This is a genomic window from Alteromonas sp. 07-89-2 (assembly GCF_013113925.1).
Lineage (GTDB): Bacteria > Pseudomonadota > Gammaproteobacteria > Enterobacterales > Alteromonadaceae > Alteromonas > Alteromonas macleodii.
The window spans coordinates 32,225-57,604 of record NZ_VTYM01000015.1; the positions used below are offsets into that span (position 1 = coordinate 32,225).

25 protein-coding genes are annotated in these 25,380 nt (G+C 46.6%); 10 read left to right on the forward strand and 15 right to left on the reverse strand.

What is annotated here, in order from left to right; translation table 11 throughout:
• Positions 1 to 118 precede the first annotated feature (118 nt).
• Genes F0261_RS11340 through F0261_RS11355 form a run of 4 tightly spaced genes read left to right on the forward strand, consistent with a single transcriptional unit; the run spans position 119 to position 3,901 of the window.
• Positions 119 to 2,071, forward strand: coding sequence for an ATP-binding cassette domain-containing protein (locus tag F0261_RS11340; protein WP_039235745.1), 1,953 nt, complete (start codon positions 119 to 121; stop codon positions 2,069 to 2,071).
• Positions 2,052 to 2,561 carry a TIGR02444 family protein gene (locus F0261_RS11345; protein ID WP_014977787.1) on the forward strand — a complete coding sequence of 170 codons (510 nt, stop codon included), beginning with the start codon at positions 2,052 to 2,054 and terminating at the stop codon, positions 2,559 to 2,561. The genes F0261_RS11340 and F0261_RS11345 overlap by 20 nt, the downstream gene beginning before the upstream one ends.
• Before the next feature lie 20 nt (positions 2,562 to 2,581).
• Positions 2,582 to 3,616: a hydrolase gene (locus F0261_RS11350; protein WP_014951329.1), complete on the forward strand. Its 1,035-nt coding sequence runs from the start codon at positions 2,582 to 2,584 to the stop codon at positions 3,614 to 3,616.
• A 48-nt stretch (positions 3,617 to 3,664) separates the two neighbouring features.
• Positions 3,665 to 3,901, forward strand: a complete 237-nt coding sequence (locus tag F0261_RS11355; protein WP_014951328.1) for a YheU family protein — start codon at positions 3,665 to 3,667, stop codon at positions 3,899 to 3,901.
• Positions 3,902 to 3,954: 53 nt separating this feature from the next.
• On the opposite strand, the gene F0261_RS11360 is transcribed toward F0261_RS11355, so the two are convergent.
• Positions 3,955 to 4,509 carry an outer membrane beta-barrel protein gene (locus F0261_RS11360; RefSeq protein WP_014977785.1) on the reverse strand — a complete coding sequence of 185 codons (555 nt, stop codon included), beginning with the start codon at positions 4,507 to 4,509 and terminating at the stop codon, positions 3,955 to 3,957.
• Between the two features lie 756 nt (positions 4,510 to 5,265).
• Between F0261_RS11360 and F0261_RS11365 the strand changes: the two genes are divergently transcribed.
• Together F0261_RS11365 and mdoH are read left to right on the forward strand one after the other, a co-directional pair.
• Positions 5,266 to 6,891, forward strand: coding sequence for a glucan biosynthesis protein (locus F0261_RS11365; RefSeq protein ID WP_014977784.1), 1,626 nt, complete (start codon positions 5,266 to 5,268; stop codon positions 6,889 to 6,891).
• Positions 6,872 to 8,863, forward strand: a complete 1,992-nt coding sequence (mdoH, locus tag F0261_RS11370; protein ID WP_171338020.1) for a glucans biosynthesis glucosyltransferase MdoH — start codon at positions 6,872 to 6,874, stop codon at positions 8,861 to 8,863. The genes F0261_RS11365 and mdoH overlap by 20 nt, the downstream gene beginning before the upstream one ends.
• A gap of 113 nt (positions 8,864 to 8,976) precedes the next feature.
• Here the strand turns inward: mdoH and F0261_RS11375 are convergent, their stop codons facing one another.
• The 3 genes from F0261_RS11375 to nudE all read right to left on the reverse strand — a co-directional run bounded on the left by F0261_RS11375 (position 8,977) and on the right by nudE (position 11,101).
• On the reverse strand, positions 8,977 to 9,561 hold the full coding sequence (locus tag F0261_RS11375) for a YceI family protein (protein ID WP_014980708.1): 585 nt from the start codon (positions 9,559 to 9,561) through the stop codon (positions 8,977 to 8,979).
• Positions 9,562 to 9,688: 127 nt separating this feature from the next.
• Entirely contained in the window at positions 9,689 to 10,534 is an 846-nt protein-coding gene (cysQ, locus tag F0261_RS11380; RefSeq protein ID WP_014951323.1) for a 3'(2'),5'-bisphosphate nucleotidase CysQ, read from the reverse strand.
• 3 nt (positions 10,535 to 10,537) lie between these two features.
• Positions 10,538 to 11,101, reverse strand: a complete 564-nt coding sequence (gene nudE, locus F0261_RS11385) for an ADP compounds hydrolase NudE (RefSeq protein WP_171338021.1) — start codon at positions 11,099 to 11,101, stop codon at positions 10,538 to 10,540.
• Positions 11,102 to 11,172: 71 nt separating this feature from the next.
• On the opposite strand from nudE, the gene yrfG reads away from it, so the two are divergent.
• The 4 genes from yrfG to F0261_RS11405 all read left to right on the forward strand — a co-directional run bounded on the left by yrfG (position 11,173) and on the right by F0261_RS11405 (position 15,403).
• Complete coding sequence (yrfG, locus tag F0261_RS11390; RefSeq protein WP_014951321.1) at positions 11,173 to 11,886, forward strand: GMP/IMP nucleotidase; 714 nt, start codon at positions 11,173 to 11,175, stop codon at positions 11,884 to 11,886.
• Positions 11,887 to 11,899: 13 nt separating this feature from the next.
• Positions 11,900 to 12,445, forward strand: a complete 546-nt coding sequence (gene yjjX, locus F0261_RS11395; protein ID WP_014951320.1) for an inosine/xanthosine triphosphatase — start codon at positions 11,900 to 11,902, stop codon at positions 12,443 to 12,445.
• A gap of 280 nt (positions 12,446 to 12,725) precedes the next feature.
• The gene (locus F0261_RS11400; RefSeq protein ID WP_061486825.1) at positions 12,726 to 14,114 is read left to right on the forward strand and encodes an NAD-dependent succinate-semialdehyde dehydrogenase; all 1,389 of its coding nucleotides are present in this window, start codon (positions 12,726 to 12,728) and stop codon (positions 14,112 to 14,114) included.
• Between the two features lie 233 nt (positions 14,115 to 14,347).
• The gene (locus F0261_RS11405) at positions 14,348 to 15,403 is read left to right on the forward strand and encodes an MBL fold metallo-hydrolase (protein WP_171338022.1); all 1,056 of its coding nucleotides are present in this window, start codon (positions 14,348 to 14,350) and stop codon (positions 15,401 to 15,403) included.
• Positions 15,404 to 15,461: 58 nt separating this feature from the next.
• Here F0261_RS11405 and F0261_RS11410 read toward each other — a convergent pair whose 3' ends face one another.
• From F0261_RS11410 to gspE, 11 genes are all read right to left on the reverse strand, one after another.
• Positions 15,462 to 16,895, reverse strand: a complete 1,434-nt coding sequence (locus tag F0261_RS11410) for a YdgA family protein (protein WP_171338023.1) — start codon at positions 16,893 to 16,895, stop codon at positions 15,462 to 15,464.
• Positions 16,896 to 16,995: 100 nt separating this feature from the next.
• Positions 16,996 to 17,751, reverse strand: a complete 756-nt coding sequence (locus F0261_RS11415) for a type II secretion system protein N (RefSeq protein WP_156087252.1) — start codon at positions 17,749 to 17,751, stop codon at positions 16,996 to 16,998.
• Positions 17,748 to 18,227, reverse strand: a complete 480-nt coding sequence (gspM, locus tag F0261_RS11420) for a type II secretion system protein GspM (RefSeq protein WP_014977776.1) — start codon at positions 18,225 to 18,227, stop codon at positions 17,748 to 17,750. The genes F0261_RS11415 and gspM overlap by 4 nt, the downstream gene beginning before the upstream one ends.
• On the reverse strand, positions 18,224 to 19,423 hold the full coding sequence (gspL, locus tag F0261_RS11425) for a type II secretion system protein GspL (RefSeq protein WP_110288942.1): 1,200 nt from the start codon (positions 19,421 to 19,423) through the stop codon (positions 18,224 to 18,226). The genes gspM and gspL overlap by 4 nt, the downstream gene beginning before the upstream one ends.
• Positions 19,423 to 20,469, reverse strand: a complete 1,047-nt coding sequence (gene gspK, locus F0261_RS11430; protein ID WP_156087250.1) for a type II secretion system minor pseudopilin GspK — start codon at positions 20,467 to 20,469, stop codon at positions 19,423 to 19,425. The genes gspL and gspK overlap by 1 nt, the downstream gene beginning before the upstream one ends.
• On the reverse strand, positions 20,466 to 21,092 hold the full coding sequence (gene gspJ / locus F0261_RS11435; protein WP_014951312.1) for a type II secretion system minor pseudopilin GspJ: 627 nt from the start codon (positions 21,090 to 21,092) through the stop codon (positions 20,466 to 20,468). The genes gspK and gspJ overlap by 4 nt, the downstream gene beginning before the upstream one ends.
• A 1-nt stretch (position 21,093) precedes the next feature.
• Positions 21,094 to 21,522, reverse strand: coding sequence for a type II secretion system minor pseudopilin GspI (gene gspI, locus F0261_RS11440; RefSeq protein WP_156087248.1), 429 nt, complete (start codon positions 21,520 to 21,522; stop codon positions 21,094 to 21,096).
• Positions 21,519 to 22,145, reverse strand: a complete 627-nt coding sequence (gspH, locus tag F0261_RS11445) for a type II secretion system minor pseudopilin GspH (protein WP_156087246.1) — start codon at positions 22,143 to 22,145, stop codon at positions 21,519 to 21,521. Before gspH ends, gspI begins: the two co-directional genes overlap by 4 nt.
• 5 nt (positions 22,146 to 22,150) lie before the next feature.
• On the reverse strand, positions 22,151 to 22,588 hold the full coding sequence (gspG, locus tag F0261_RS11450; RefSeq protein WP_014951309.1) for a type II secretion system major pseudopilin GspG: 438 nt from the start codon (positions 22,586 to 22,588) through the stop codon (positions 22,151 to 22,153).
• The gene (gene gspF, locus F0261_RS11455) at positions 22,588 to 23,814 is read right to left on the reverse strand and encodes a type II secretion system inner membrane protein GspF (RefSeq protein WP_156087244.1); all 1,227 of its coding nucleotides are present in this window, start codon (positions 23,812 to 23,814) and stop codon (positions 22,588 to 22,590) included. Before gspF ends, gspG begins: the two co-directional genes overlap by 1 nt.
• A complete protein-coding gene (gene gspE, locus F0261_RS11460) occupies positions 23,815 to 25,380 on the reverse strand; it encodes a type II secretion system ATPase GspE (RefSeq protein ID WP_076012000.1) in 1,566 nt (521 codons plus the stop codon). It abuts the gene before it with no gap.

Below are 25,380 nucleotides of genomic sequence, written 5' to 3' on the forward strand. Positions count from 1 at the left end.
ACATACACCTTTGGATAATTTCGCGATTATTATACCTTGAAATGGTAAGTGTTGATCAGCTTTTACCTTAAGTTTTTGATATTATACGCGCCCTAGTTTGTTCCATCACAGGTTACTCATGATAAAGCTTTCAAATGTATCGCTACTTCGCGGTCGCAAAATGTTGCTAGAAGAGGCGTCGGCGCAGGTTTTTCCAGGCCACAAAGTAGCGCTGATTGGCAGCAACGGCTGCGGAAAGTCCACGCTTTTTGCACTGCTGAGAAGTGAGTTAAGTGTCGATGCTGGCGACTGCAGCGTACCGAATGACTGGCGAATTGTAAGCGTGGCACAGGAAACGCCAGCAACTGACCGGACTGCGATAGACTATGTGGTGGACGGTGACAAACATTTACGTAATCTACAGGCGCAATTAGAAGCCGCTGAAAAAAGCGGCGACGGTGTAAAGATTGGCCAAATTCACGGGCAGCTCGAGCAAGCGGGAGCATACGACGTGGAAGCTCGCGCAGCGACCATTCTGTCGGGTCTTGGGTTTACCAATGTGCAGTTAAGCGCACCAGTTAGCGATTTTTCAGGTGGCTGGCGTATGCGCCTAAACCTAGCTCAAGCGCTGCTTTGTCCTTCAGACTTACTGCTGCTTGATGAACCTACTAACCACTTAGACTTAGACGCCGTTATTTGGCTAGAGAAATGGCTTCAACGCTATGCGGGAACGCTATTGCTGATTTCTCACGATAAAGCTTTTATCGACAACACGGTTGCGCAAATTATCAGTGTTGAACAACAGAAGCTTATCACCTACACCGGTAACTACTCGTCTTACGAAACCCAGCGCGCTGAACGTATTCGCTTGCAAAACATTGAATATGAAAAGCAGCAGCAAAAAGTAGCGCACCTCAATTCGTTTATTACCCGATTTAAAGCTAAAGCGAGTAAAGCTAAGCAAGCGCAAAGTCGTATTAAGCAGTTGGAGAAAATGGAAACCTTGTTGCCAGCCCATATGGCAAGCCCATTTAGCTTTTCTTTTGCGCCGCCGTCGGCACTGCCAAACCCGCTTGTGCAAATGGAAAAGATACAGCTGGGTTACGACGACCATATTGTGCTGCAACAGGTGAAACTCAATTTAGTACCTGGCAGCAGAATAGGTCTTCTAGGTCGAAACGGGCAGGGTAAGTCTACGCTAATCAAACTATTGGCGGGCGTGCATGCGCCAAAACAAGGTATTTTTAATACGGCTAAAGGCCTTAAGATTGGTTACTTTGCTCAGCATCAGTTAGAAACGTTAGATGCTAACGCTACTCCGCTTCTTCATTTGCAGCGCATTGACGAAAAAGCCACCGAGCAGCAACTTCGCGACTATTTGGGCGGATTTGGATTTAATGGCGATGAAGCGTTAGCGCCCGTGGCACCTATGTCGGGCGGTGAAAAGGCGCGCTTAGTATTGGCGTTAATTGTTTATCAGAAGCCTAACTTATTGCTGCTGGATGAGCCTACCAACCACTTAGATTTGGAAATGCGCCATGCGCTAAATATAGCGCTTCAAGGTTTTGAGGGAGCCATGGTACTGGTCTCGCACGACCGCTTCTTACTCTCCTCGGTATGTGAGGATTTCTATTTGGTAGACAGTGGCGAAGTTGAACCATTTAAAGGCGACTTGGACGACTATCGCGACTGGATTTTAAAGCAGCAGGCAGCGGAAAAAGCCAAGGCCAACAGCGACGCCAAAAACGAAGAGCTACAAGAGACTGGCGCGCAGAGTAAGCCGGAACGCAAATTAGATCGTAAAGAAGAAAAACGCCGTGAAGCCGAGTTTAGGCAAAGGGTTGCGCCACTTAAAAAAGCCATTGAAAAACACGAAAAAGCCATGGAAAAATGTGGTGCTGCTTTGGCTGAGGTGGAAGCGTCACTTGCCGATACTTCGCTTTACAGCGAAGACAAAAAGGCGCAGCTTATGGGCCTACTCGACAAGCAAACTCAGCTTAAGCAACAGCTTGAGGAAGAAGAGATGGCATGGCTAGATGCCCAAGAGCAAATTGAGTTAAAACGAGAAGAGTATGACAATGCCAACGCCTAATATCGAAAACCGCGCGTTTTGGGAGTATAGCGTTTCTCGCTATACCAAAGGTGATATGGCTCCCCTTGCGCTTTTACTGCAAGACAACCACAAGGTTAATGTAAACGTTCTCTTGCTGATTTGCTGGTGTTTAGAGAATAATGTCATCATTAATTTGCCACAGCTTAAGGCAGTGATTGCGGCATCAAGTGCGACCGAAGAAAAGTTACAGTATCACCGTGCAAGGCGAAAGGCTGCGAGCCCCGAAAAAGGCGGAGACCAAGCAGAATATGACGCACTCAAAGCACAAGAGCTAGAGCTTGAAAGACAGCAGCAGCACGATATTGTTGCGTCGTTCAATGAGCAGCCAGTCACGCATCTGGGTCAAGGGCAATCTGTATCGTCTAACGTATTTAACGCGTCTATCGCAGCGTTTATAAATGCATACGGACTGCGAGACAACAACGAGGCGCGCCAACTAGTGAGCCTAGTGGTTAATCAACTATCGTAAAAACACAATAAGAAAACAAAATGAGTAAATCAGCGCTATCGCATGGAAAGATAATAAAAAGCAGCTTTAAGGTGCCAGGGTGGGCGAAGAACCGTCATGTGCAAACCATATGGCCGCGTTTTATTCAAAAGCGGTTGCCTTTGTCTTACGACATGGAGCGTCTCACATTACCCGATGACGACTTCGTCGATGTGGCGTGGGGGCCAAAACCGCAGGAAACATCGGGTATCGTGGTGATGTTTCATGGTTTAGAAGGCAGCATTAAGTCGCATTACGCGAACGATATGATGGCTCAATTGTCAGTGAATGGTTGGCAGGTGGTGATGATGCACTATCGCGGCTGTAGCGGCGTGCCAAATTTAAAAGCGCGGGCGTATCACAGTGGAGAAACAGAAGACCCCAGCTTTTTCTTAGAGTGGCTTCACGATAAATTTCCACGAATTCCTAAAGTGGCCATCGGCTTTTCCCTTGGCGGCAATATGCTATTGAAACTGTTGGGCGAAAACCCTGCGCAAAAGTGGCTTAAGGCAGCGATTGCCATTTCTTCACCTCTTAAACTTTCTGAATGCGCTAAATCAATTAACCAGGGTTTTTCTCGCGTATATCAAAAGTATTTACTTACTAGCATGAAGGATACGCTGCGTAAGAAAATGGAGTACATCGATTATCGCAAGCTTATACAGCTAACAAAAACTGATGTGGAAGAGATCACCAGCTTTACCCAATTCGACGAGAAGATCACAGCGCCGCTTCACGGCTTTGCAGACGCTCAAGACTACTATGAAAAGTGTAGTGCGTATCACTTTTTAAGCGCGATCCACTGTCCTACACTGGTATTACATAGCATTGATGACCCCTTTATGAATCACTTAATTGTGCCTAAGGAAGAAGAGCTTGCGCGCAACGTTACCGTGGAGCTAAGTGAACGAGGCGGTCACGTTGGGTTCATGCAAGGTTCTATATTAAATCCTAAAGTATGGCTGCACGAACGGGTGAAACGTTTTGTAAGTGAAGCCTTACCTGTAAATACTACGTGTCGTTATGTCAGCCGCTAATGTTGATGTTCTAATAATTTACCCAAACGCTTTTTATCAGGAGTGTGAATGATAATCCCCATTGACGCGCTAGAAGCCGATACGCTTTATAGCTTGGCTGAGTCTTTTGTTCTGCGAGAGGGCACGGACTACGGCGCTGAAGAAGTTGCGCTAGATGTGAAAGTGCAGCAAGTGTTAAACAGACTCAAGTCGGGTGAGGCGGTGCTGGTCTATTCAGAGCTTCATGAAAGTGTAGATATCAAAAGAAAAGAAGATATTGAGCCAAGCGAAGCTGAAGAACAATAGACACAAAAAAGCCGGGTCGAGCAGCCCGGCTACCTACCTGAGGAGAGGAAGGCTTAAAACGCGTAACGTGCAGTTACCTGCATAATGTCTAAATCATCAATGATTCTGTAGTTTGCACCCACAGCCCATTGTGGCGTGATGTAATAGTTAGCGCCTACTCTAAATGTCGCTTCACCATCGTCTACATCGTAGTAGCCAACTTCACCCGCCAGCTCTACCTGCTCTGTGATCATCGAGCGAAGGCCAGCATTGATGCTGTAACCTGTTTCGTCGTTTACGTCACCGTCAATACGCTCTAAGTTGGCACCAAAATACGCGTCTGTTGTCGCGTTAACAGGTAAACGGTAACCCGCACCTAGTGTCAGCATATCAAAGTCAAAGTTGCCCTCTTCAAAGAAGCTATACTCGCCGTTTAGGTACCAGTTGCTATTCAATAGGTATTTACCGTTAACGGTTAAACCGTCTGGTTCAAAAGACTCATTGTCGTCAAAGTCCATTTTGGTGTAACCACCTTCTACGTAACGCCAGTCAGGCTTGTCGGCCATAGCTGTAAGAGGAAGTGTTGCCGCAGTTAGTGCTGCTGCAATAAGTGTGAATGATTTACGCATGTGATAACTCCTTAGTATGTTAAGTAACCCACCTTGTTCATCGCGAATGTTCTCGGTTTGTTATAAATGTGCAAACCCAAGCGCAAGTCAGCGCTTAACAGCGCGCTACAAAAGGCTACTTGGTTGATGAACACAAAGCCGTACTTGCCTTCATGCCATCTTTGTTATTTCCGTTAAGAAATAGTGTCCGATTTATTTATCAACATGATGAATAGCAAAGCGTTTGCCAACTTCGTACTAAATCACTATTTTGATATGTCTTAATTTATCTATGTAGCTAATATTTATAGATAAAATACGTCTGGCTTTTTAGAGGCTACACATTTGAAATGTTCAAAATCAAAGTTTGATGTATTCCTAGTAAAACGTTGGCACATAAAACTGTCTCTAAAAAACAACAGTTATCCTTTTGTCTAACTCATCGGACATTTTTACAAGCCAGTGTTCTCCAATAATCCACAATGTGTGTGTTTGTAAGGCATTGTAAATTATGAAAAATATAAAAAATAACGGCGGCTATTTCGTGTTGGAACAGCTTTTGCTCAAGTCTCTGTGTGTTATCCAACATTCACTTTAGCCCTTCGGCAAGGAATTCGGTTTTTCACGATATTAGTGGATAAAGAAAGGAAGAGAGCGCCTTTCTCGCGTGGCTTCAATCAATACCGTTTTTGTAAAAGACGCTTTTCAGTAAGTAAGGCGTGTAACGAGTTGTTGATGGTCATCTGGATAACCATTGTTTTCATAAGGAGAGGACAAATGGCTAAGCCAGTTTCGATTTTCGGTAAAGATTTACAAACGAATGTGCGTCAGCGCAATAAGCTGTCACACCTTCTTTTAGCGATGAGCAGTGTCATCGCATTATTTGCGTTTCATCAAGCCGGTGCAGTTGAGGTTAACAACGATAATCAGCCTCAAAAAGCATCGCCGGTTCTTCAGTCAATTATTGATGCTGCACGCCAGTCAGCGACAGAGAGCTACGAGCAGGACGATCACGGGTTAAACAGCAAGCTTAAAGAAATTGACTACACTACGTATCGTTCAATTCGCTTCAAGCCCGAGCAGAGTCTTTGGCATGACGAGAATGACTACGAACTGCAGTTTTTTCACCCGGGTTTTTTATATGAATACCCCGTCACTATCCACACTATTGGTGAAAGCAATAAGCCTGAACGCCTAGCGTTCAACAGTGACATGTTCAACTACGACGGGTCTGCGTCGGGGTTAGCTGGGCTAACGGACGAAAAGTCAGGCTTTGCTGGATTTCGCGTTCACTACCCTATCAAGAACGAAGAGTACAAAGACGAATTTGCTGTATTTTTGGGGGCATCGTACTTCCGTCTTGTAGGTGAAAATCAAGTGTACGGTATCTCTGCACGAGGTCTTGCGATTGATACGGCGCTAGCCAAAGGCGAAGAGTTCCCCCACTTCACTGAGTTCTGGGTCATAGAACCGAGTGAGGGTAAACCTATTACTGTTTATGCGCGTCTTGAAAGCCCTTCTGTAGCGGGCGCGTACAAATTTGTTATACAGCCTGATATTGATACCAGCGTTAAAGTAGAGAGTTGGTTATTTGCCAGAGATGACGTGAGCAAGCTAGGCATTGCACCATTTACCAGTATGTTCTTGTATGGCGAGAACACAGAAAAGCGTCATGACGACTATCGTCCAGAGGTGCATGATAGTGACGGTGTGCTCATGGTAACTCACGCTGGTGAAGAAATTTGGCGTCCACTGACTAATCCTGCACGCCTTCAAGTCACGTCACTTAGCGACGCAAACCCTAAAGGATTCGGCATGCTTCAACGCGACGGCGAATGGGATAATTACCTCGACGCAGAGGCCAATTACCATATACGCCCAGGGCTATGGGTGACGCCAGAAGCTGGTTTTGAAAAAGGCCGATTAGAAGTCGTCGAAATTCCAACTAAATCCGAAATACACGACAATATCGTGGCTTTTTGGACGCCTGAAAAGCCATTCAATTCGGGCGAATCACTGTATTTCGCTTACGAGCTTAAAACCGTAGAACAAAATCCGTTTGTCAGTGAACTGGCCTCAGTAGTACGTACCCGCCAAGGCAAGGCTGTGTTGCCGGGTGACGAGTTTAAAAACGACAGTCTAAATACGACACGACAGTTCAGCGTGGACTTCAGCGCGCCTTCTGCCATTGCTTTTGATAACGAGTCGATGAAGTTGGTGGTACAGGGTACTAACGGCACGATTTCTCAGCAGCGACTTTACCCCGTTGCTGATGGACAAGAGTGGCGGGCCACCTTCTTTGTTAAGCCGAAAGAAAAGCAGACGGTAGATATGCGCGCTTACATAGAGAAAGACGGTAAACGTGTGAGTGAGGTTTGGAATTATGTCTACCAACCAAAATAATCGCGCTTGCGCAGCGATATCGGACGAGGCTAAAGCCGTGCCTCAGGTTAAAAGTGATGGCACTGCACGTGCTTCACATTTCATCTTAAAAGGAGAGCATATGCGTTTGTTTATCATGGCAATGCTAGTTATTCCAAGCACGGCACTGGCCGGTTGGAGTTTGTACGAAATCTTTTTACCTAACGGCCTTACCAACCTAGAGATTGCACAGCTGGGGTTGGGGCTAACCCTGTTCGCATGGTTGTGTATGGCGTTTTGGACAGGCATTATCGGTATCTTTTTGCAGCTTTTTAACGTCGACCCGTTGAGCTTGCGCAGAAATCAAACGCCTCCTGATGCTACTGCGCCATTAACGCAAAAGCACGCCGTGGTCATGCCGGTTTATAACGAAGATACCCGCCGTATTATGGTGGGGTTTGAAGCTTGTATTCGCGAATTAATGGAAAGTGACAACAGTTCTAAATTCGACTTTTTCATGCTCAGCGACACCCGCGATATGGAAAAAGCGGATGCAGAGCTACGTGCCTTTACCCGTTTGAAAAAGCGTTTAGGTGCCTTCTCTAGTCAAGTGTTTTATCGTCGTCGCGAACAAAACCTGCACAGAAAAGTGGGCAACCTTAAAGAGTTTTGTGAACGCTGGGGTGCAAATTACGAGTCAATGATTGTATTAGATGCCGACAGCGTAATGACTGGAGAGCGCATGCAAGACTTGGCGCGTCGTATTGAGCAAAACCCTGATACGGCGTTGGTACAGACCATTCCAATGCCGGTACGTCAAAACACCTTCTTTGGTCGTTTTGTGCAGTTTGCTGCTCACCTTTACAGCCCAATGTTGGCGACAGGTCTATCGTTTTGGCAAACAGACAGTGCAAACTATTGGGGGCACAATGCCATTATTCGTATTGCACCATTTATGCAGCACTGCGGGCTACCTACCCTTGAAGGGCGCGCGCCTTTTGGCGGTGAAATTTTAAGTCATGACTTTGTTGAGGCTGCGCTACTGCGCCGTGCTGGCTGGCAGGCCTACTTGCTTACCGACACCACGGGCAGCTATGAAGAAGTGCCAAGTAACATTGTTGACTACGCAATTCGCGACCGTCGCTGGGTGCAGGGCAACATACAGCATTTAGGGTTATTGAACGTTAAAGGTCTTAAAATGGCAAACCGCCTGCACTTCTTATTTGGTGCGTTTGCGTACATCTCTTCACTCATACTATTTTGCATGTTGGCGCTAGGTACAGCAGATGCGTTAATTCGCGCCACGTCAGTGCCAGAGTTCTTCGTGTCTGAATACCAGCTTTTCCCTAGTTGGCAGGTAGCGCGCCAAGACATGATGATGGTAACCATGTGGGGTACGGCGGCGTTACTATTCTTGCCTAAACTTCTCGGTATTACCTTAGCTTTAATAAAACGTCGCGGCGAATTTGGTGGCGCGTGGTCTTTGCTTAAAGGGGCAGCAATTGAATTAACTATGGCCGTGCTTATTGCGCCGCTAATGATGTTCTATCACAGTTATTTTGTGATTAGCGTTTTTGTTGGCCACTCTGTTAAATGGGAAGCGCAAGAGCGTGAAGGGCGCAAAGTGCCATGGAAAGTTGCAATTAAACACACGCAAATTATGAGCTGTTTAGCGGTAGCGTGGGGCGTAACTACTTTCTACTTCACCCCGTCGCTATTTATGTGGTTGTTACCCGTATTAGTAGGCATGGTGTTAGCGGCGCCGGTTATCCGCTTAACAAGCAGCGATAAACTAGGCATAGCCATGCGTAAGTGGGGCGTGTTCATCATTGACCAGGAAGTGAATGAGTGTAAAGCACTTAAGCGTTTACGCGTTGCAATGGGGTATTTCGCTATATCACAGCACAAGGCAGAAGTACCTGCGCTTCCTGATAACGTGTGGCAGAGCATGCCAGAGCAAGTACTAAGTCAAAAGCCATTGCCTATGCGCCACAGGCTTCCTAACAGCGCATAATAGACTCACAGTAGATATCAAAACAAAAAAACCGCACATGTGTGCGGTTTTTTATTGCGTTTAATTACGCGCCACCTAGCTTTTTATCGATAGACGGCGGCAATAACAGTGTTTTACTGAGTAAACGTAACTGAAAACGTTACGGGTACTGTTGTTGTTATGCTCTTAAGCCCTGCAATTTTTTGAAGTGCAGCTACGCCTTCAGCAAGTCCAAAAGACTCTGCTTTAATTAACGTTGGTGACGTGGTTGATACGGTAAGCGTATCGTTGTCTACTTTACTTGCTTTAACAGCAAATGACGTAGGAACGGCTTTTCCGTGCAACATCAAAATACCGTCTACCTTCCCGTTAACAACTTGGCCCGATTTCAGGTTCATCATCGACTCAGGCAAGTTGGCCTCAAATGTCGCTTGTGCAAACTTGGTCACGTTGAACAGCATCTCTTGCATTCGCTTGTTGCGAATATCAATGGCTGTATTCACTGACGATAAGTCAACCGCCACGTTAAGTTTGCCACCGTCAGACAGCGTACCATCAAAGCTATCAAACTTATGTACTTCGGTGACTTGTGCATTCTTCGTCGATAAGAAGTGTAGTGCACTTGTTTCGCCGTCTATTGACCAATCGGCTGCGGCGGGAAATGCTAGCCCACATGCGAGCAATGCTGCAGACAACGTGCGAATACGTGTAGTCATCATAGGTTACTCCTTTTACTTTTTGGTTCCATCTGGCTTGATTTAACCACTACCAGAGTAATGTGGCCCAGCAACATTACTACGCTATTATACGTAGGTTAACACGCTGCGCTAAGTAAATTATTACGCGCTAGTGCTGATGTGGGTTTACGAAGTCATCATACTGGACTACATCTTGCCATGGCACCCTTTGATCGCCCATTACCACAAAATCTGGGTTCTCTAGCGAATGACGCTGATTGTAGGTAAGAGGTTCGAAGTTAGCGGCGGCAATACTCCCACCCGCTTCAGAGACAATGCATTGCGATGCGCCAGTGTCCCATTCGCCGGTAATACCGATGCGCATAAACACATCAGCTTTTCCTTCGGCAATAAAGCAGGCTTTCAGGGAACAGCTTCCCAATGGAAGCGTTTGATATACGCGCTTGGCGCACATTCTGCTGAGCACTTTTTCTCTCGACTGACGACGGCTTATTGCAATCATCACCACACTATTTTTAGGGTCGTCTAGCTTGCGTACGCTTATTGGGTGATCGCCATCAGGTGATGACTTAAACGCGCCTTTGCCTTTCTGGGCGTAATATAACGACTGCCCTGGAGGCCAAAAGATAACGCCTATTGTCGGCTCATTGTTCTCTATTAGCGCAATGTTTACTGCGAAATCACCGCTTCTAGCAATGAATTCTTGGGTTCCGTCGATGGGATCGATTAACCAGTATCGAGGCCAATGCTTTCGCTCTTCTAGACTTGCATGTTTGTTTTCCTCTGAGAGGATTGGGATATCAGGCGTTGCGGCTTGTAAGCGCTTGTTGATGATATCATTTGCCAAATAATCTGCGCTGGTAACGGGAGACTCATCGTCTTTTTGATAAGCGTCAAACTCCCCTTTATCGTATACTTCTAATACGGCTTCACCGGCTTCGATGGCAATTTCTTTCGCAAGTTCTAGTAGGTCGGCATGGGCGTCATCGGGCATTGTTTATTGTTCCTTAAACCACTTTTGAGCTAAAAACAGCGCGGCTATACAGCGTGCTTCTACAAAGTCTTCTCGTGCAAGTAAAGCATCTGCTTCATCTAAAGGCCAGTGAATCACCTCAAGAGGCTCAGGTTCGTCGCCTTCAAGTTGCTTTGGATACAAGTCTCGAGCCAAAACAATGGTCATATTGGCGTTAAAGAAAGTGGGAGCCATGCTGACCTTATGAAGCTCCACAAGATCATTGGCCGCGAAGCCTGCCTCTTCTTGTAGTTCGCGATTAGCAGCTTCAATGGCAGTTTCGCCAGGGTCTATTAAACCTTTTGGGAAGCCTAGTTGATACGAATGTGTGCCGGCAGCATATTCGCGAATTAACACCATGGTGTTTTCATCAAGCATAGGCACTATCATTACCGCGCCCCTGTTTCCGCCAGCCATCCGCTCGAATTCACGGGTGGCGCCGTTCGAAAACTCAAGGTCTAAGCGTTCTACCCTAAAGAGTTTGCTTTGCGCAACGATTTCACGAGAATGAATTTGTGGTAACGGTTTGTTCGAATCAATTTTTGGCATGTCTATCGCTACAACTTTGTTATCATACTTGTATACAATTTCTTAGCTTACTTCATTATAAGGAAAATCGCTTGCCCTTTCTGCCCTGGAATGAAATAGAAACTGTACTGTTAGACATGGACGGCACTTTGCTGGACCTTCATTACGACAACCAGTTCTGGCTACATCATTTGCCTAAACGATTAGCACAAATAAGAGGAATTTCAGAGGCGCAGAGTCAACGTGAAATGACTGCGCGATATGAGTCAGTATTCGGGCAAATTCAATGGTATTGCTTAGATTACTGGGCTGAATCTCTCGAAATGGACTTAGAAAATGAGTTTATGCCGCTGAAGCGTGAGCTGGCACATTTGCTCGCCCTTCGTGACGATACAATTCCGTTCCTTGATGCGCTTCATGACTCAGGCAGGCAGGTGGTATTAGTGACCAATGCGCACCCAAACAGTTTGGCGCTAAAGATAGAGCATACCCAGCTCGACGCACATATCGACAACCTCATCTCTACCCATGAGTTCGGCGTAACCAAAGAGTCTCAGCTGCTATGGGAAAGATTACAGGCACGGGTAAAGTTCGATGCCCATCGCACTTTATTTGTCGATGACTCACTGCCAATTCTAAATGCGGCAAAGACATACGGTATTAAACATTTACTTGCTGTCGATAACCCTGATAGTACCTTGCCAAATCGCAATATTAGTGAGTTTCCAGCGGTGCGCGATTACCGTTTAATGCTAGAAGATATTAAGCAGAACCCTGTTGGGACTGTTTCGAAAGGACGTTTTTAAAGGACGAAAGCACATGGTTTCTGACACAATTTATGTAGGGTCGCTGAATCCGGTAAAAATTAATGCTGCGCTCAATACACTCTCTGACACACTAGAGCACGATTTCGACGCTCAGGGTATGGCTGTACCAAGCGGCGTGCCTGACCAGCCAATGAATGAAGATGAAACGCGCTTGGGCGCCATTAATCGCGTGAAGGCCATGCTTGCTCATCATCAAGGTGGTCTCACAGATGCGTGGTATGTGGCAATTGAAGGTGGTGTGGATGTATTTGAAGATGGTCCTGCTACCTTTGCCTATGTGGCGATATACCATGAAGGTCACTGGTCAGTAACGCGAAGTGCAAGCTTGCCTCTTCCTGTAAGCGTATATCAGGCGCTACAGCGTGGCGAAGAGCTTGGGCCGGTTATGGACAAGCTCTTTGATACGGTAAACATAAAGCAAAAAGGGGGGGCTATTGGTTTGCTTACTCTTAATCACGCCTCGCGACAAAGTGTTTATGAAGTGGCGTTAACGCTTGCTATGGCAAAGTTCCATTTCCCCGACTTATACACTGACTAGTGTTGAACCTCTTGTGCTGTACAATAAGGCGCATTACACCGTTAATCAAACAGAGCGCCGCAAGGTTATCCTTACTTAGGAAAAATGATAAGGCGATCGCAACGGTCGCCCTGAAATCTTTACTGCGATAAGTAATCTTTTCTGGATCCTTTCTGACACTATCCATTACTTAGGCTTCAAGTTACTTCTATATTATTGAAAATAGGTTAAAAAATATTTTTTGACACCTTGGCTTTTTAGTTGCACTTCCTTCAGACCAAACGGAATAAGGAGAGTGACAATGAGTGAGACAATCAATACCTACAACCCTGCTACAGGTGAAAAGATCGATCATTATCATTTGATGTCAGCCGAGGACGCCGAGCAAGCAGTTACCCGTTCACAAGAAGCCTATTTGAACTGGCGCCGTACGTCATTTGAGACCCGCGCAGATTTATTTAATAACCTTGCAAACCTGATGGAAGAGCGAATTGACGATCTCGCCAGCCTGATGACACGGGAAATGGGTAAGGTTACCGCGCAAGGAAAGCAAGAAGTGCAGCTATGCGCTGAAATATGCCGCTATACGGCCGAACACGGCGCTTCAATTTTGGAAGACGAACACCGCATTTTCGAAGGCGGTCGAGCAATCATTACGTATCAGCCCATTGGCGTTATTCTTGGCATCCAACCGTGGAATTTTCCGTTGTACCAAGTTATTCGTTACAGCGCCTCAAACATAATGGCGGGTAACACCACGGTACTGAAACATGCTAAAAACGTGTTTGGTATGGCGCAAGCCATTCAGCAAATGTACGAAGATGCTGGCTTTCCTAAAAATGTTTATCAGTCGCTGCTAATTGATGGCAGCACGGCAAGTGACTTAATCAAGCACAAATACGTTCGCGGCGTTACTTTTACCGGGAGTGACGAAGTAGGTAAAGAAGTGGCTAAGGAAGCTGCAAGCTTGTCTAAGAAAACCGTAATGGAGCTTGGAAGTAACGACGCCTTTTTGGTGTTAGAGGATGCGGATATCGACCATGCTGTAGAAATGTGTATCCAAGGACGCGTTATTAATAACGGTGAAACCTGTGTGGCGGCTAAACGCTTTGTTATTGTGGATAGCGTCTATGAAGAATTCCGAGACAAATTTGTGGCGCAGTGTAAAAAGCTAAAAGTTGGCGACCCCACAAACGAAAACACGGATTTGGGCCCAATGGCGAGAGAAGACTTGCGCGATGAACTTCATGAGCAAGTGAAGAAGTCGCTAGAAAACGGCGCTACGCTATCACTGGGTGGAGAAATTCCAGACTCTGATGGCTATTTCTACCCAATCACGGTGCTGGAAGATGTATCACCAGGTATGCCCGCTTATGATGATGAGCTATTTGGACCAGTTGCGTCGCTCATTCGCGTACGCGACGACAAGCAAGCCATGGAAGTAGCAAATGATTCACGCTATGGCTTAGGCGGTGGTATTTTCAGTACAGATATTGATAAAGCCATTGCGTTGGCGAAAGACGAATTTGATACAGGAATGGTAAATATTAATGGCTATTCACTCGCTCAGCCAAACTTACCTTTTGGTGGTGTGAAAGACAGCGGTTACGGTCGTGAGCACGGAGGTTATGGTATGCGTGAATTCGTCAATATCAAAACTATCATGGTCGCTGAGAAATCGGCCGAGTAGTGCACTTCTGTAAGAAGCAATGAGAAGAAAGGCGAACTTCAGGGTTCGCCTTTTTTGTTTTGCCGTACGCCCGATTCATTAAAGTAGTCGCACAGTAAAGCCCATGTAATTGAAAACAATCAGGCGAAAAAACAGTGCGCAGTCAACTAGGCTGAATAGTTTCGTCCGGGCAAACGGTCTTTTAATCAAATATCTGTGTATTAATGAGTAGGGAATAACATAAGGCGATGGTTATGACGGTTATAAATAAACGGTTAAGCAATGTAAGATCAGGCATTGGGCTTACAAGGCAGGACAAACAGCGCGGTAGAAAACAAACTGCGTTTTTTTGCGCTATGACAACCACTGCTATTCTATCGTTCTCGGCTTTAGCGCAGCCGTTGTCTCAACCATCAACTACATCAGACGATGCCGGCCTAAGCACCAGTCCTATGGGTTGCCATAACGTTTCGGTGCAAATATTAGGGTCGGGTGGACCTGAATTGGATGACGGCAGAACATCTAGTGCCTATGTGGTTTGGGTAAATGGTAGCGCCCGCGTGTTGGTAGATGCTGGAAGCGGAAGCAGCGTTCAGTTTGGCGCTGCGGGGGCGACGTTTGAATCGTTAGAAGTTATCTTGCTTTCCCACTTACACACCGATCACTCCGCCGATTTGCCAAGCTTTGTGAAAGGTGGGTATTTCACCGATCGCGAGAAAGATTTAATAATAATGGGGCCAGAGGGCAACGACATTATGCCGTCCACAAACGCCTATGTGTCGTCGTTAATAGGGAAAAACGGCGCGTTTAAGTATCTATCTTCTTACACCATAGAAGGCCAAGATGACTATGCGATATCCACAAAAAGCATCGGGGCCACAACCTTTGAACAACCGTTTAAACGCAATGTAAACGATAGCGTCAGTGTTGAGGCAATGACGGTGAACCACGGGCCTATCCCAGCATTAGCGTGGAAGGTTAAGGCCAATGGCTGCGAGGCGGTATTTTCAGGCGATACCAATGATAAACAAGGAAACCTTGCTCGTTTTGCTAAAAACGCAGACCTTTTGGTGCTACACAACGCCATTGGTGATGACGCGGGTCAGGTTGCTAAGAACTTGCATATGACGCCGACTCAGATTATCGACATTGCCGCGCAGTCAAACGCTAAGCAAATAGTGTTGTCTCATATTATGAAACGTAGCGAACCGGGTCTTGATGCACTTACTGAGGCGATTACTGTTGTAGCTGAAGGGCGAGTATATGCCGCTGAAGATTTAATGAACATTACCCTGTCTGAACAGGAGTAAAATAAGCGTAAACCGTCTGCGATACACGGTTTACGCTTTTATAGAGGTTCTCTAACTATTATTGAGGGGCAAAAGGCAGCGGAATAGGCGTACCGTTTACACTGGCTTCGCCATCTTTAAGTGTTAGCTTTGTCTCGTAACCTTTCTCGGTTTCTTTTATTAAGCCTTGTTGAGCGAAGGTACTTAGCATCATAGGTGTCTGTTGTTCTACAGCGGCTTGAAGCTCTTCAGCCGTCATATTTTGTGCTTGTGGCGTCGCCATTAATTGGCCCATCATATAGCCAGATGCCATACTCTGTGCAAGCGCTTTATCGGCGGTGATTTGTGCATCAGCCAGCAAATGCGTGACCCAATAAGCGGCGTCTTCCAACGTACCGGGAAGTGCATCTATACCCACTAATTTCGTGTTTGCGTAAGCGTTAAACGACCCTTCAGGCAACGTTGCTTTCAGCTTCGTTATATTAATCTCAGGCTCAGCTTTAAGCTGTGTTAGCAAGTTAGCTTCAATAAACTCCATCATTTTGGCTGGCACTTCTTCAGAAGGCACTAATAATGAATTGTTGCTAAATTCTTGATAGGCCTTAATGAAGTCGATATCTAAGTTATTGATGGCAACGCCTAATACCATGTCTGTAGCATCAAGTTCAGGGCCCACGGCTTTGTCGACAGCGTATTCTACGTAGACATTGGCGGTGTTATTGTCTTCGTCAATCTTGACGTCGGTAGCAAAAGCTAGGTTCTCAATCTTAACTGTCGCACCTGGCTCAATGTTAGAAATTTCTATGCTTTCAATACGCGCCTTACCAGTAGATTCAAATAAGTCACCTTTGAACGCCGCTACCATATCGCCATCATAGCTCATATCCATAGACAGATTTTTCATCTCTAAGGAAAATTCATCTGCGCTTATGCTTAGCGATTCACCCGACGACGTATACAAAGTTTTGTCACCATCAGGCTCAGCTTCACCCGCATAACCAGAGAAAAGTAGCGTGAACCCCTCTTCTTCGGCCGTCGCGCTAAGCGCTGGAATAACGTCTGCGTAGCTTAGTCCACCAAACAAACCAACCACGCCTTCGTTGCGATAAATTGGCTGTTGGCCATCCCACTGAACGTATTCTCTTAACTCATCTCCATCAATAGAGACCGTATAGTGAACGCGGCCTAATCCTAAGCCATCGCCAAAGTACACCGGTCCGTGATGAGCTACTAGCGTAGCGGTAATGCCAGGGTTTTCTTCCATTGGTATATCAGTGGAGTCAACATTCTGTGCATTGATTAGCGCTTGAAAATCGACAGCAAGCTTGATTTCTGCTGTTGTCGAAAACCAGCCTTTGTCATACGAAAGTACCTCGGCAGAATAAACGGCTTGTTGGTTAATTTCGTTTACGGCGGCGTTAACATTTTCGTGAACGCTAGTGCCAATAAAATAAGGGGCAACGCCAAGTGCAACCAAAGTTACGCCCGCGCCAGCTAGAAGAGGTTTGTTCATGATTACAATCCTTTGTTAAAAAGTGTTCCCGGTTCTTCTGGCCACAAACGTGAAGTACGTTGGTGGCCTAGAAATTCTACGCATAGTTTGTGCTAATGCATCACAGCTTAATAGCGATATAGCCGCTACCATCCGGCGCACCAAACAAGCGTGCGGCCTGATGGACTTCTTGCGGAAAGCTGTCGTCAGGCTTAAATTTACCACTTACTCGAATATTTTTCATCGTAGTAGGGATAACCGCATCCATCGACAAGCTTAGTAAGTTAGGCTCGCTTACTAGTATTCCAATGTCATCGCCTTCACAACGCAGCTTTGCGGAATAAGTGCCAAAATCAATAGGACCCTGTGTACCGGCAACTGTCGCGTTTAGCCAATCTCCGGTGCCGTTTAGCGATTGACACGCAGGCCCAAACGTTAAGTCACTGAGCGACACTTTGAAGCGCCCGCCGGCATTTACTGGCAGCGGAAGGCGAACTTGTGCAAGCACTCGGTCTACCGGTAAATACAGCGTGAAGTTTTCGGTATTTACGCTGTTTTGGCTGAAAAGTCCCGTGGTAATAGGCCCTTCAAATGCAATGTCATTTTTATCGCGAATATTACCTGCTTTAAGGTTTAATTTAATTTTACCTATCAACATATGTAAGGGGCTAAGCTCCCATTTTACATTGTTGATGGGTAGGCCATTAACTACTACAGTTTGCGCCTTGCCTGAAAACAAGGTGCCGCTAACACCACTAACGGCAACATTGCTAGGTAACGCAATACGGCCAATAACGTGAACAGCAGGCATGTAAGCAATGGCAAACAATAAGAAGGCAATAATGCCGCCTATAATCCAACTAACTTTCGACTTCATGCTTTACCTAATTGTAATCGGCGAATTTTGATATAGCCTGGCGCATCGGCCTCGGCAATATCCGCTTGAAGAATAATCACGCCCATATTTTCCATGGCTTTGAGCCATTCTAAAACACTGTTAAACGGCGCCTGATCAACCCACACCTGAAGCTCGTCGCCTTGTGGCTGCATACGAGATATAGCAATGTCGTGCTGAGCAGTAGTGCGGTTTACCGCTTGCGGTAACGAGCCAGAGAATGTTCGTTTACCCCCGCTGCTGCGGCGCAATTGCTGTGCTCTTGCTGCACTGTCTTTTACCCAAACCAACAAGGATTGCTGATTGTCGAGAAGCTGTTTCTGTTTATCTAAAGCAGCATTAAGCGGCGACCATACCGCAAAATAAAATAGCGCAATTATTAATAGCACAGCTGAAACCAGTACTAACTTTTGTTCGCGCTCGGTCAGCGCTTTGTACTTTTCTAAGAGTGCATTCATGAGGTACTCCTTACTGATACTGTACCTACAACGCCATTGTCACGATTATTTATGGCCCCTTGTTCAACCACAAAGCCTGCGCTTTCTGCTGTACGTTTAAACTGCTCTAGCGCTTCAAAGTTTTTACCTTGCGCCTGAATGCGAATCTCAGTGCGGGTTGCATCGAAGCGCAGTGTTTGCGGTTTTACATCAGTGGCTGAAAAAGCCGGAGCGAGCTGGTCTAGCATAATAAGCATAGAGGCACTGCCACCGCCTTGTTCTAACTTGGCAAGCTCGCTTTGTAGCTTCAGTCGCACGTTGCGATAGGTACCAATATTGGGGAAACCCGCCTTAACAGCGGTATTAATCTCACTGCTTAACGCCTGATTTTGGGCTTTAAGCTGGTAAAGAGAAAATCCTTTGTCGATAAGGCTGGTGCATAGCGCTAACACTGCTAATACTGCAGCAACACGCCACTGATTCAGAACACCGCTGCGCTTGCGCTTTACCTTGTAATCGCCTTGGCATAGGTTGAAGCTGCTTTGCATCGCCTCTTTTGCCAATACTTGCATAGGCAGCTCTAAGGGGGCCTGCGCTTCTTCAATATTTGGCAAAGTGCTTAAATCGATACCCGCATAATTGGTAATGGTTATCGGGCTTTCTTGTTGTGCAGTAAAATGGACAAGAGTTGGCAGTAACCATGTTGCCTCGCCCTGCACGCCTTTGAATGTGTCTTGTCGAACGAGAAGCTGTTCACCTAACGTAAGCACTGACCAACCGTTTTCGGTGACTGGCACTGCGAGTACATCAGGAATAATGGTGTCGCAGAATAACCCTGCTTCGCTAAGCCAGGACTGCCACAGCTCCATCTTTTCATGGCTAACTACTGCAACGGCCTGCTCATCGCCTCGCTTAGGGCCGATCGCAAAAAACTGCTGGCTAATGTCAGTGGCAAGCTCGTCTTCTAGCATAAACGGGATGGCAGAAATGATCTTGCGGCCAGCTTTAGGCGGCAGCTCAACCCATTTGAGTAAAATTTCGCTGCTAGGAGCTAAGGCAATAACACTTCGTTGCCCCGCGCGTTCGGTCAGCGAAGATAAGGCTTCTGCATTAGGCAGCTCGCCCGATGCAATAATTTCATCTTCGGTTCGCGAATAAACGAGCCAGCTAATTGGGTCTGTATGGTTGGCGCCTAAACGCACCAAGAGTTGTTCCATCAATAGGTTCCCCCAAACTCGCGATTCACAATACTAACGCCGGTATCGGCACTAACGTGAAACACGGTGGAAAGCTTAAAGGTTGCTTTGTTGTATTGTGTTTTTGTATGCAACATAAAATATTCAGTTTTAACCGAAAACCAATCTTGTCGAGTGCTTGTTAAATTAAGCGCTTGAATAGAGGGCTCGCTTAAAAATGCATTGGTATCGTCCCAGCCGTTTTGCGGGCGACTGCTAATCAAACTTGCGGCCTGCTGAATGTCTAATCCCGTTAGGCCTGCAAGTAATGGTGCATCTTCTTCTTCTAATGTGTTGACGTTAATTTTCAACTCATTGTAATCCGGGATCACGCAAACTAATGGCAGTAATGCGTCTAGCCATTGTGGTGATACACCGTTAATAATACGCAATTCACTTTTTGATGCCAGTGGTCCGTTAGCTGCTAAGTAAGGAAACTCTCTGGACTCGTATTCGCTGTCTTCTGCACCGTAAGGGCGCATTCTGTCATCTTCGTCGACCCAGTCGGCTAAACTGTCGCGTAAGGTATCTGCGGTGTAGTTGTCTAGTCCGTCAACGCTAAGTGATAGCAACATAGTGTGAAAAGCGTCCATGGCTTCCGTGGTGTTACTCGCTCCACTGCTGCCATTACCGCTGTTACTGCCCGCGCCTCCTGCACTGCCAGACGTAATCGCGTTTAAATTAAAACACGCTTGCAAATCGTCTAAGTTAGCGGTTAAACCACCGTTTTCTAAAGGATAGCTGAATTCTTGTGCCCAAGGCTGATCTATAGAAATCACATTCGGGCTTTCTTCTATCAAAGATTGGATAGACTTACGCGCAAAAGCCTCGGCTCCCATGGCGTACCAGTAGGCTTGATTGTTGTCTTTTAAGTTCATCGTACGCTGCACCTGAAGCTGCAAGCGTGTACCCATTTCTGTGGCTAATACCGCAACCAAGGCTACTATCATGAGCACAATCATTAATGCCACGCCTTGCTGCTTAGCGGGTGGAGCAATCGACTTGCGCTGAGTACTCTTGATTGTCATGACGATTCACCCGTAGTTAAGGTAAATTCTCTGCGTATTTTTCCGAAGTCTTTGCTGACAAACTCAATGGCCACGGCGCGCGGCAGTGCAGCTCCTTTATAACTTTCGCTCCACGACAGGTCTTCGTCTTCATCTAAGGAACTACTGTTAGCGGTGGCAAGAAATTCAATTTTTAAGCTTTCTACATCCTCTAACAGCACACGGACTTTGGGCTCGTAGCCTATGACGTTATCCACATAGTTGCTGTAAAGGCGCTCCAGTTTGTTTTCTCTAAGTCTATAGGCGACAAACTGTAGGGTACTTCGTGGCAACATTAACTGAGGGTTGTGCCACCCTCCACGTACAAAACCAATGCCGTCATCGTCACTGTCGTCGGTTTCACCGCCAGACATGACCACGTCTTGCTTTTCGCCGTTAACCCTTGCTGCACGAGGCACGGCTTGCTGAAGGTCTCGCTCAATCGTGATCATGGCACGCTGCAATAATTGAAGTTTTGCAAAACGCTCTTCTGAAATATCATTGCTGTCGATAACTGTGGTAAGTAGACCTGTGGATGCAAGCCCAATTAGGGTGAATATGGCCATAGCAATCAGTATTTCGATAAGCGTGAATCCGCGCTGCATGCTAATTTCCCGCCGTCGGTTTAGCAACGAAAGTGGTTACTGATGTAACTGAACTGCCGTAGCTTTCGTCTTCACCCACCGAAACGGTTACCGATCGCAAGTCGTTGTCGTTGGTTTTTGTCACCGTTTGCTGCCAGTACCACGTGCGATCGGCCATCTCCATCGTGCCTTTTAAATTGTTCTTGGGCGGCCACGTGGTATCTAACTGAAGCTGGTTTAAGCGATTGCTTGCCACCCAGTTGGCAAAGGTGACAGATTCTATTTGCCCAACGCTTGATAAATGCTCGCCTGCAGCTTTAAGTACTGCTGTACCGGTTAGCGCAAAAATAAGCAGGGCAACCATAACCTCCAGTAGCGTCAAGCCACTTTGCTGGCGTGGTGTGGCAGGTGCAACGTTCTTTTTCGATGCATCAACGTTGAACGCACTCATAGTGGTCTCTCCAGAGGCCCTTCAAGCACTAAAGGCGGAAGATCTTGGTTTTGCAGACTGTAATAGACGGGGTTGTCGCCGTCATCACCTTCGTAATTAAACGACAAGGTAAAAGGCGTCATTTCGCCACTCGACATTATAAGCACTTGAGGCGGAGGCAGCTTTTTCTCTTCTTCGTTACCTATTTCAACCCCTTCATCAGAAACACTTAAATTCTCGTCGAATAGTTCCCTGTCAAAGAGCCTGTCTTCAACATCCCATGGTAAGTCGTCTAAATTTAAAGTGAAGGTGAAAGGCTCAGGTAACGTATAAGGCTCGTAGGTTTTTTCGCCTTCGATACGCTGCCACTCATCATCGTCGTCTAAGTAGACAAAGTAGTATTCATTTTTATCGGCTTCAAACCGCACACCAAGCTGTTGTTGATTTAACACCGCAAAATCGCTGGCCATATCAACAATCACCTGCAGGCGTTGCGCTTGGGTTTTTAGCAGGTCAGATTTACTCGCACCGAATGCGTTAAACATAACGTAACCCGCCGCCAATCCCATAAGCAGCAGTACCAGCATGACTTCTAATAGGGTAAAGCCTGCTTTTTTCAAAGATGTACTGCCGCGGTTGCGCATAAAGGTTAGTTCAGGTATTCGTTAATGTTCCAGTTACCAATGTCATCATCAGTACCCGGTTCGCCGTCTGGACCATTAGAGAAAATATCAACTACGCCAAGTTCTCCCGGACTAATTAGTGCATATGGATTGCCCCACGGATCTTCAGGCAGGCGTTTAATGAAACCACCTTCAGGGTAATTACGTGGAATAGGGTCAATGGTTGGAGCGGTAACTAGCGCCTCTAGCCCCTGCTCTGTGGTCGGAAAGCGATTGTTGCGTAGCTTGTACATCTCAAGTGCACTTTCCATTTGCTGAATGTCCACAGCGGCTTTTTTAAGCTGCGCTTCTTCTTGGTTGCCCAAGATTTGCGGAGCCACCATAGACGCCATAATACCGATGATTAGAAGTACGACCATGACTTCAATCAAACTGAAACCAGAACTGCGATTAAGTGTTTTCATTAAATATTCACCATGTTGTTCAATGCTAAAATTGGTTGCAATATTGCCATAACGATAAACAGAACAATGCCCGCCATCGATACAATAAGTAAGGGTTCAAATACCTTAAGTGAGACACCAATAAGCGCTTCAAATTCCCTATCTTGATTATCTGCGGCGCGAGCTAGCATTTGCTGTAGCTCCCCCGACTTTTCACCGGACGCAATCATATGCATCATCATTGGTGGAAACATTTTCGTGTTATCCAACGCTGCCCGTAAGCTGCTGCCTTCTTTAACGTTAATGGCTGCTTCAGCTACTTGGTTCTTAATATGTTGATTTTCCAGTACGTCACCCGATATACGCATGGCTTCAAGCAAGGGTACTGCGCTGGCGCTCAGAATACTTAAGGTGCGAGCAAAACGCGCGGTATTAAGACCGCGAGATACCCGGCCAATTAATGGTAGGGTTAGAAGCGCTCTGTGGTAGCGCAGCTTCATGTGCTTTTGTTGTAACACACGCTGAATAATGACAATGAGCACACCAATACCAATAAGCATGAACAGGCCGTAATTTTGCAGCCACGTGCTTACGGATATAAGAAATTGGGTAATGGCAGGAAGGTCTTGCCCCATGTGATCGAACTGCCCAACTATCTTTGGCACTACTACGGTCAACAGCAGCAACACGATACCCATTGCAAAAAATAGCATTAGCGATGGATAAATCATTGCTTGCGTGATTTGGCTACGGGTTTGTTGCCTGCGTTCAGTGTAGTCTGCAAGGCGATTCAGCACGGTATCAAGGTGGCCCGATTTTTCCCCTGCCGCGACCATTGCGCGGTACAGCTCGTCAAATACACTAGGGAACTGCCCTAGAGCATCGGCAAGCCCATGACCTTCCACCACTTTACTGCGCACCGCCATCATCATGTTTTTCTGACGAGGCTTTTCACACTGTTCGGCTACGGCAAGTAATGCTTCTTCAACAGGAAGGGCCGATTCGACAAGGGTAGCAAGTTGACGCGTGAGTAGCGCTAAATCTGATGCAGAAATTCGCGGTTTGAATAAAGAAAACGACAGGCCTTTGCCTTCGCTTTGTGTGCGCTCTGCGACCTGCTCTACTTCTAAGGGAATTAAGCCTTTTTCACGCAGCTGCTGACGAACCTGACGTGCATTATCGCCTTCAAGCACACCGTTTGTATTTTTACCGCGGGCATTAACCGCCTTAAAAGCGAATGCCGCCATTTAGTCTTCCCTCGTAACTCGAAGCACTTCTTCAAGTGAGGTAGCACCAGCAAGCACTTTGCTACAGCCGTCTTCACGAATACTTGGTGTCGTTTTTCTGATATAGCGCTCAATGGCTTGTTCACCCACACCTTCGTGCATCATTTCACGCACTTTTTCATCTACCAACAATAGCTCGTGAATACCGGTACGACCGCGGTATCCCGTTTGGTTACACGCGGCGCAGCCGTGCGGCTTAAAGATAGTGGTGTCGCTTGTGGCATTCTGCCCAAGTATTTCCAGCTCAGAGGCGTCAGGTGTATGTGGCTTTTTGCAATCTGGGCACAGGGTACGAACGAGTCGCTGTGACAATACGGCCAATAAGCTCGAAGACAACAGAAATGGCTCAATGCCCATGTCTTCTAAACGGGTAATCGCGCCCGCTGCCGTATTGGTATGCAGGGTAGAAAGTACCAAGTGACCAGTTAAACTGGCTTGAACAGCAATTTGCGCGGTTTCTATATCACGAATCTCACCCACCATGACTACATCGGGGTCTTGACGCAAAATAGCGCGAAGGCCGCGGGCGAAGGTCATATCTACGCGAGGGTTAACCTGCGTTTGTCCAATACCAGGAAGGTCAAATTCGATAGGATCTTCAACCGTTAAGATGTTTCTGTCTCGCGAGTTTATCTCGGTTAACCCTGCATACAGGGTGGTACTTTTACCCGAGCCCGTGGGGCCGGTAACCAAAATAATGCCGTGAGGTTTTCGAATAAGAGATGAAAAGTGATTACGGTTTTGCAGCGTCATGCCTAAATCTTCTAGATTTAAGCGCGCATTGTTTTTATCCAGTAGACGCAATACCACACGCTCGCCGTGGCTTGAAGGCATGGTCGAAACACGCACATCTACTGCTCGCCCAGCAATACGCAATGTAATACGGCCATCCTGGGGCACGCGTTTCTCGGCGATATCTAACTTCGCCATAACTTTAATACGCGATACCAGCATGGAAGAAAGTTTGCGATTCGGGCGCAAAATTTCGCGTAATACGCCGTCTACCCTGAAGCGAACCACAAGCTGGTTTTCAAAGGTTTCAATGTGAATGTCTGACGCGCCTTCTTTAATCGCCTCGCCCAACATGGCGTTGATAAGCTTGATAATAGGCGCATCGTCTTCACTGTCTAACAGGTCTTCAGTGTCAGGCAAGTCTTCAGCAAGAGCGAACAAATCACTCTCGTTGCCAAGGTCTTCCATTAGCTGTTTAGCCGCAGAGCTATCGCGCTGAAACGCACTGGTAAGCAGGCTTTCAAATTCGTTCGCAGGAATAGTTTTCGGTACAAAGGGCTCGCCGTAGAAACGTCGCACTTCGGCGAATACATCAAACGGCGTATTCTCTGTAAAATATAAAACCGCAGGGGTTTCATTGGTTTCCAGCAATACCTGATTGCGCTTCGCAAAGCTAAAAGAAAGCTGTCTTGGACCGGCCTCCTCTTCAGGCAAACCTGCGTCTTCACCCATGGCTTCTAAGGCTTCTTCTTGCGCCTCTAATGCCTGAGTAATTTGTTCGTCCTGCCCTGCCAT

What these genes read in the sequence shown, in the direction of transcription:
- F0261_RS11340 (WP_039235745.1), top strand. Translation starts at nt 119, where the DNA reads ATGATAAAGCTTTCAAATGTATCGCTACTTCGCGGTCGCAAAATGTTG.
- F0261_RS11345 (WP_014977787.1), top strand. Translation starts at nt 2,052, where the DNA reads ATGACAATGCCAACGCCTAATATCGAAAACCGCGCGTTTTGGGAGTAT.
- F0261_RS11350 (WP_014951329.1), top strand. Translation starts at nt 2,582, where the DNA reads ATGAGTAAATCAGCGCTATCGCATGGAAAGATAATAAAAAGCAGCTTT.
- F0261_RS11355 (WP_014951328.1), top strand. Translation starts at nt 3,665, where the DNA reads ATGATAATCCCCATTGACGCGCTAGAAGCCGATACGCTTTATAGCTTG.
- F0261_RS11360 (WP_014977785.1), bottom strand. Translation starts at nt 4,509, where the DNA reads ATGCGTAAATCATTCACACTTATTGCAGCAGCACTAACTGCGGCAACA.
- F0261_RS11365 (WP_014977784.1), top strand. Translation starts at nt 5,266, where the DNA reads ATGGCTAAGCCAGTTTCGATTTTCGGTAAAGATTTACAAACGAATGTG.
- mdoH (WP_171338020.1), top strand. Translation starts at nt 6,872, where the DNA reads ATGTCTACCAACCAAAATAATCGCGCTTGCGCAGCGATATCGGACGAG.
- F0261_RS11375 (WP_014980708.1), bottom strand. Translation starts at nt 9,561, where the DNA reads ATGATGACTACACGTATTCGCACGTTGTCTGCAGCATTGCTCGCATGT.
- cysQ (WP_014951323.1), bottom strand. Translation starts at nt 10,534, where the DNA reads ATGCCCGATGACGCCCATGCCGACCTACTAGAACTTGCGAAAGAAATT.
- nudE (WP_171338021.1), bottom strand. Translation starts at nt 11,101, where the DNA reads ATGCCAAAAATTGATTCGAACAAACCGTTACCACAAATTCATTCTCGT.
- yjjX (WP_014951320.1), top strand. Translation starts at nt 11,900, where the DNA reads ATGGTTTCTGACACAATTTATGTAGGGTCGCTGAATCCGGTAAAAATT.
- F0261_RS11400 (WP_061486825.1), top strand. Translation starts at nt 12,726, where the DNA reads ATGAGTGAGACAATCAATACCTACAACCCTGCTACAGGTGAAAAGATC.
- F0261_RS11405 (WP_171338022.1), top strand. Translation starts at nt 14,348, where the DNA reads ATGACGGTTATAAATAAACGGTTAAGCAATGTAAGATCAGGCATTGGG.
- F0261_RS11410 (WP_171338023.1), bottom strand. Translation starts at nt 16,895, where the DNA reads ATGAACAAACCTCTTCTAGCTGGCGCGGGCGTAACTTTGGTTGCACTT.
- F0261_RS11415 (WP_156087252.1), bottom strand. Translation starts at nt 17,751, where the DNA reads ATGAAGTCGAAAGTTAGTTGGATTATAGGCGGCATTATTGCCTTCTTA.
- gspM (WP_014977776.1), bottom strand. Translation starts at nt 18,227, where the DNA reads ATGAATGCACTCTTAGAAAAGTACAAAGCGCTGACCGAGCGCGAACAA.
- gspL (WP_110288942.1), bottom strand. Translation starts at nt 19,423, where the DNA reads ATGGAACAACTCTTGGTGCGTTTAGGCGCCAACCATACAGACCCAATT.
- gspK (WP_156087250.1), bottom strand. Translation starts at nt 20,469, where the DNA reads ATGACAATCAAGAGTACTCAGCGCAAGTCGATTGCTCCACCCGCTAAG.
- gspJ (WP_014951312.1), bottom strand. Translation starts at nt 21,092, where the DNA reads ATGCAGCGCGGATTCACGCTTATCGAAATACTGATTGCTATGGCCATA.
- gspI (WP_156087248.1), bottom strand. Translation starts at nt 21,522, where the DNA reads ATGAGTGCGTTCAACGTTGATGCATCGAAAAAGAACGTTGCACCTGCC.
- gspH (WP_156087246.1), bottom strand. Translation starts at nt 22,145, where the DNA reads ATGCGCAACCGCGGCAGTACATCTTTGAAAAAAGCAGGCTTTACCCTA.
- gspG (WP_014951309.1), bottom strand. Translation starts at nt 22,588, where the DNA reads ATGAAAACACTTAATCGCAGTTCTGGTTTCAGTTTGATTGAAGTCATG.
- gspF (WP_156087244.1), bottom strand. Translation starts at nt 23,814, where the DNA reads ATGGCGGCATTCGCTTTTAAGGCGGTTAATGCCCGCGGTAAAAATACA.
- gspE (WP_076012000.1), bottom strand. Translation starts at nt 25,380, where the DNA reads ATGGCAGGGCAGGACGAACAAATTACTCAGGCATTAGAGGCGCAAGAA.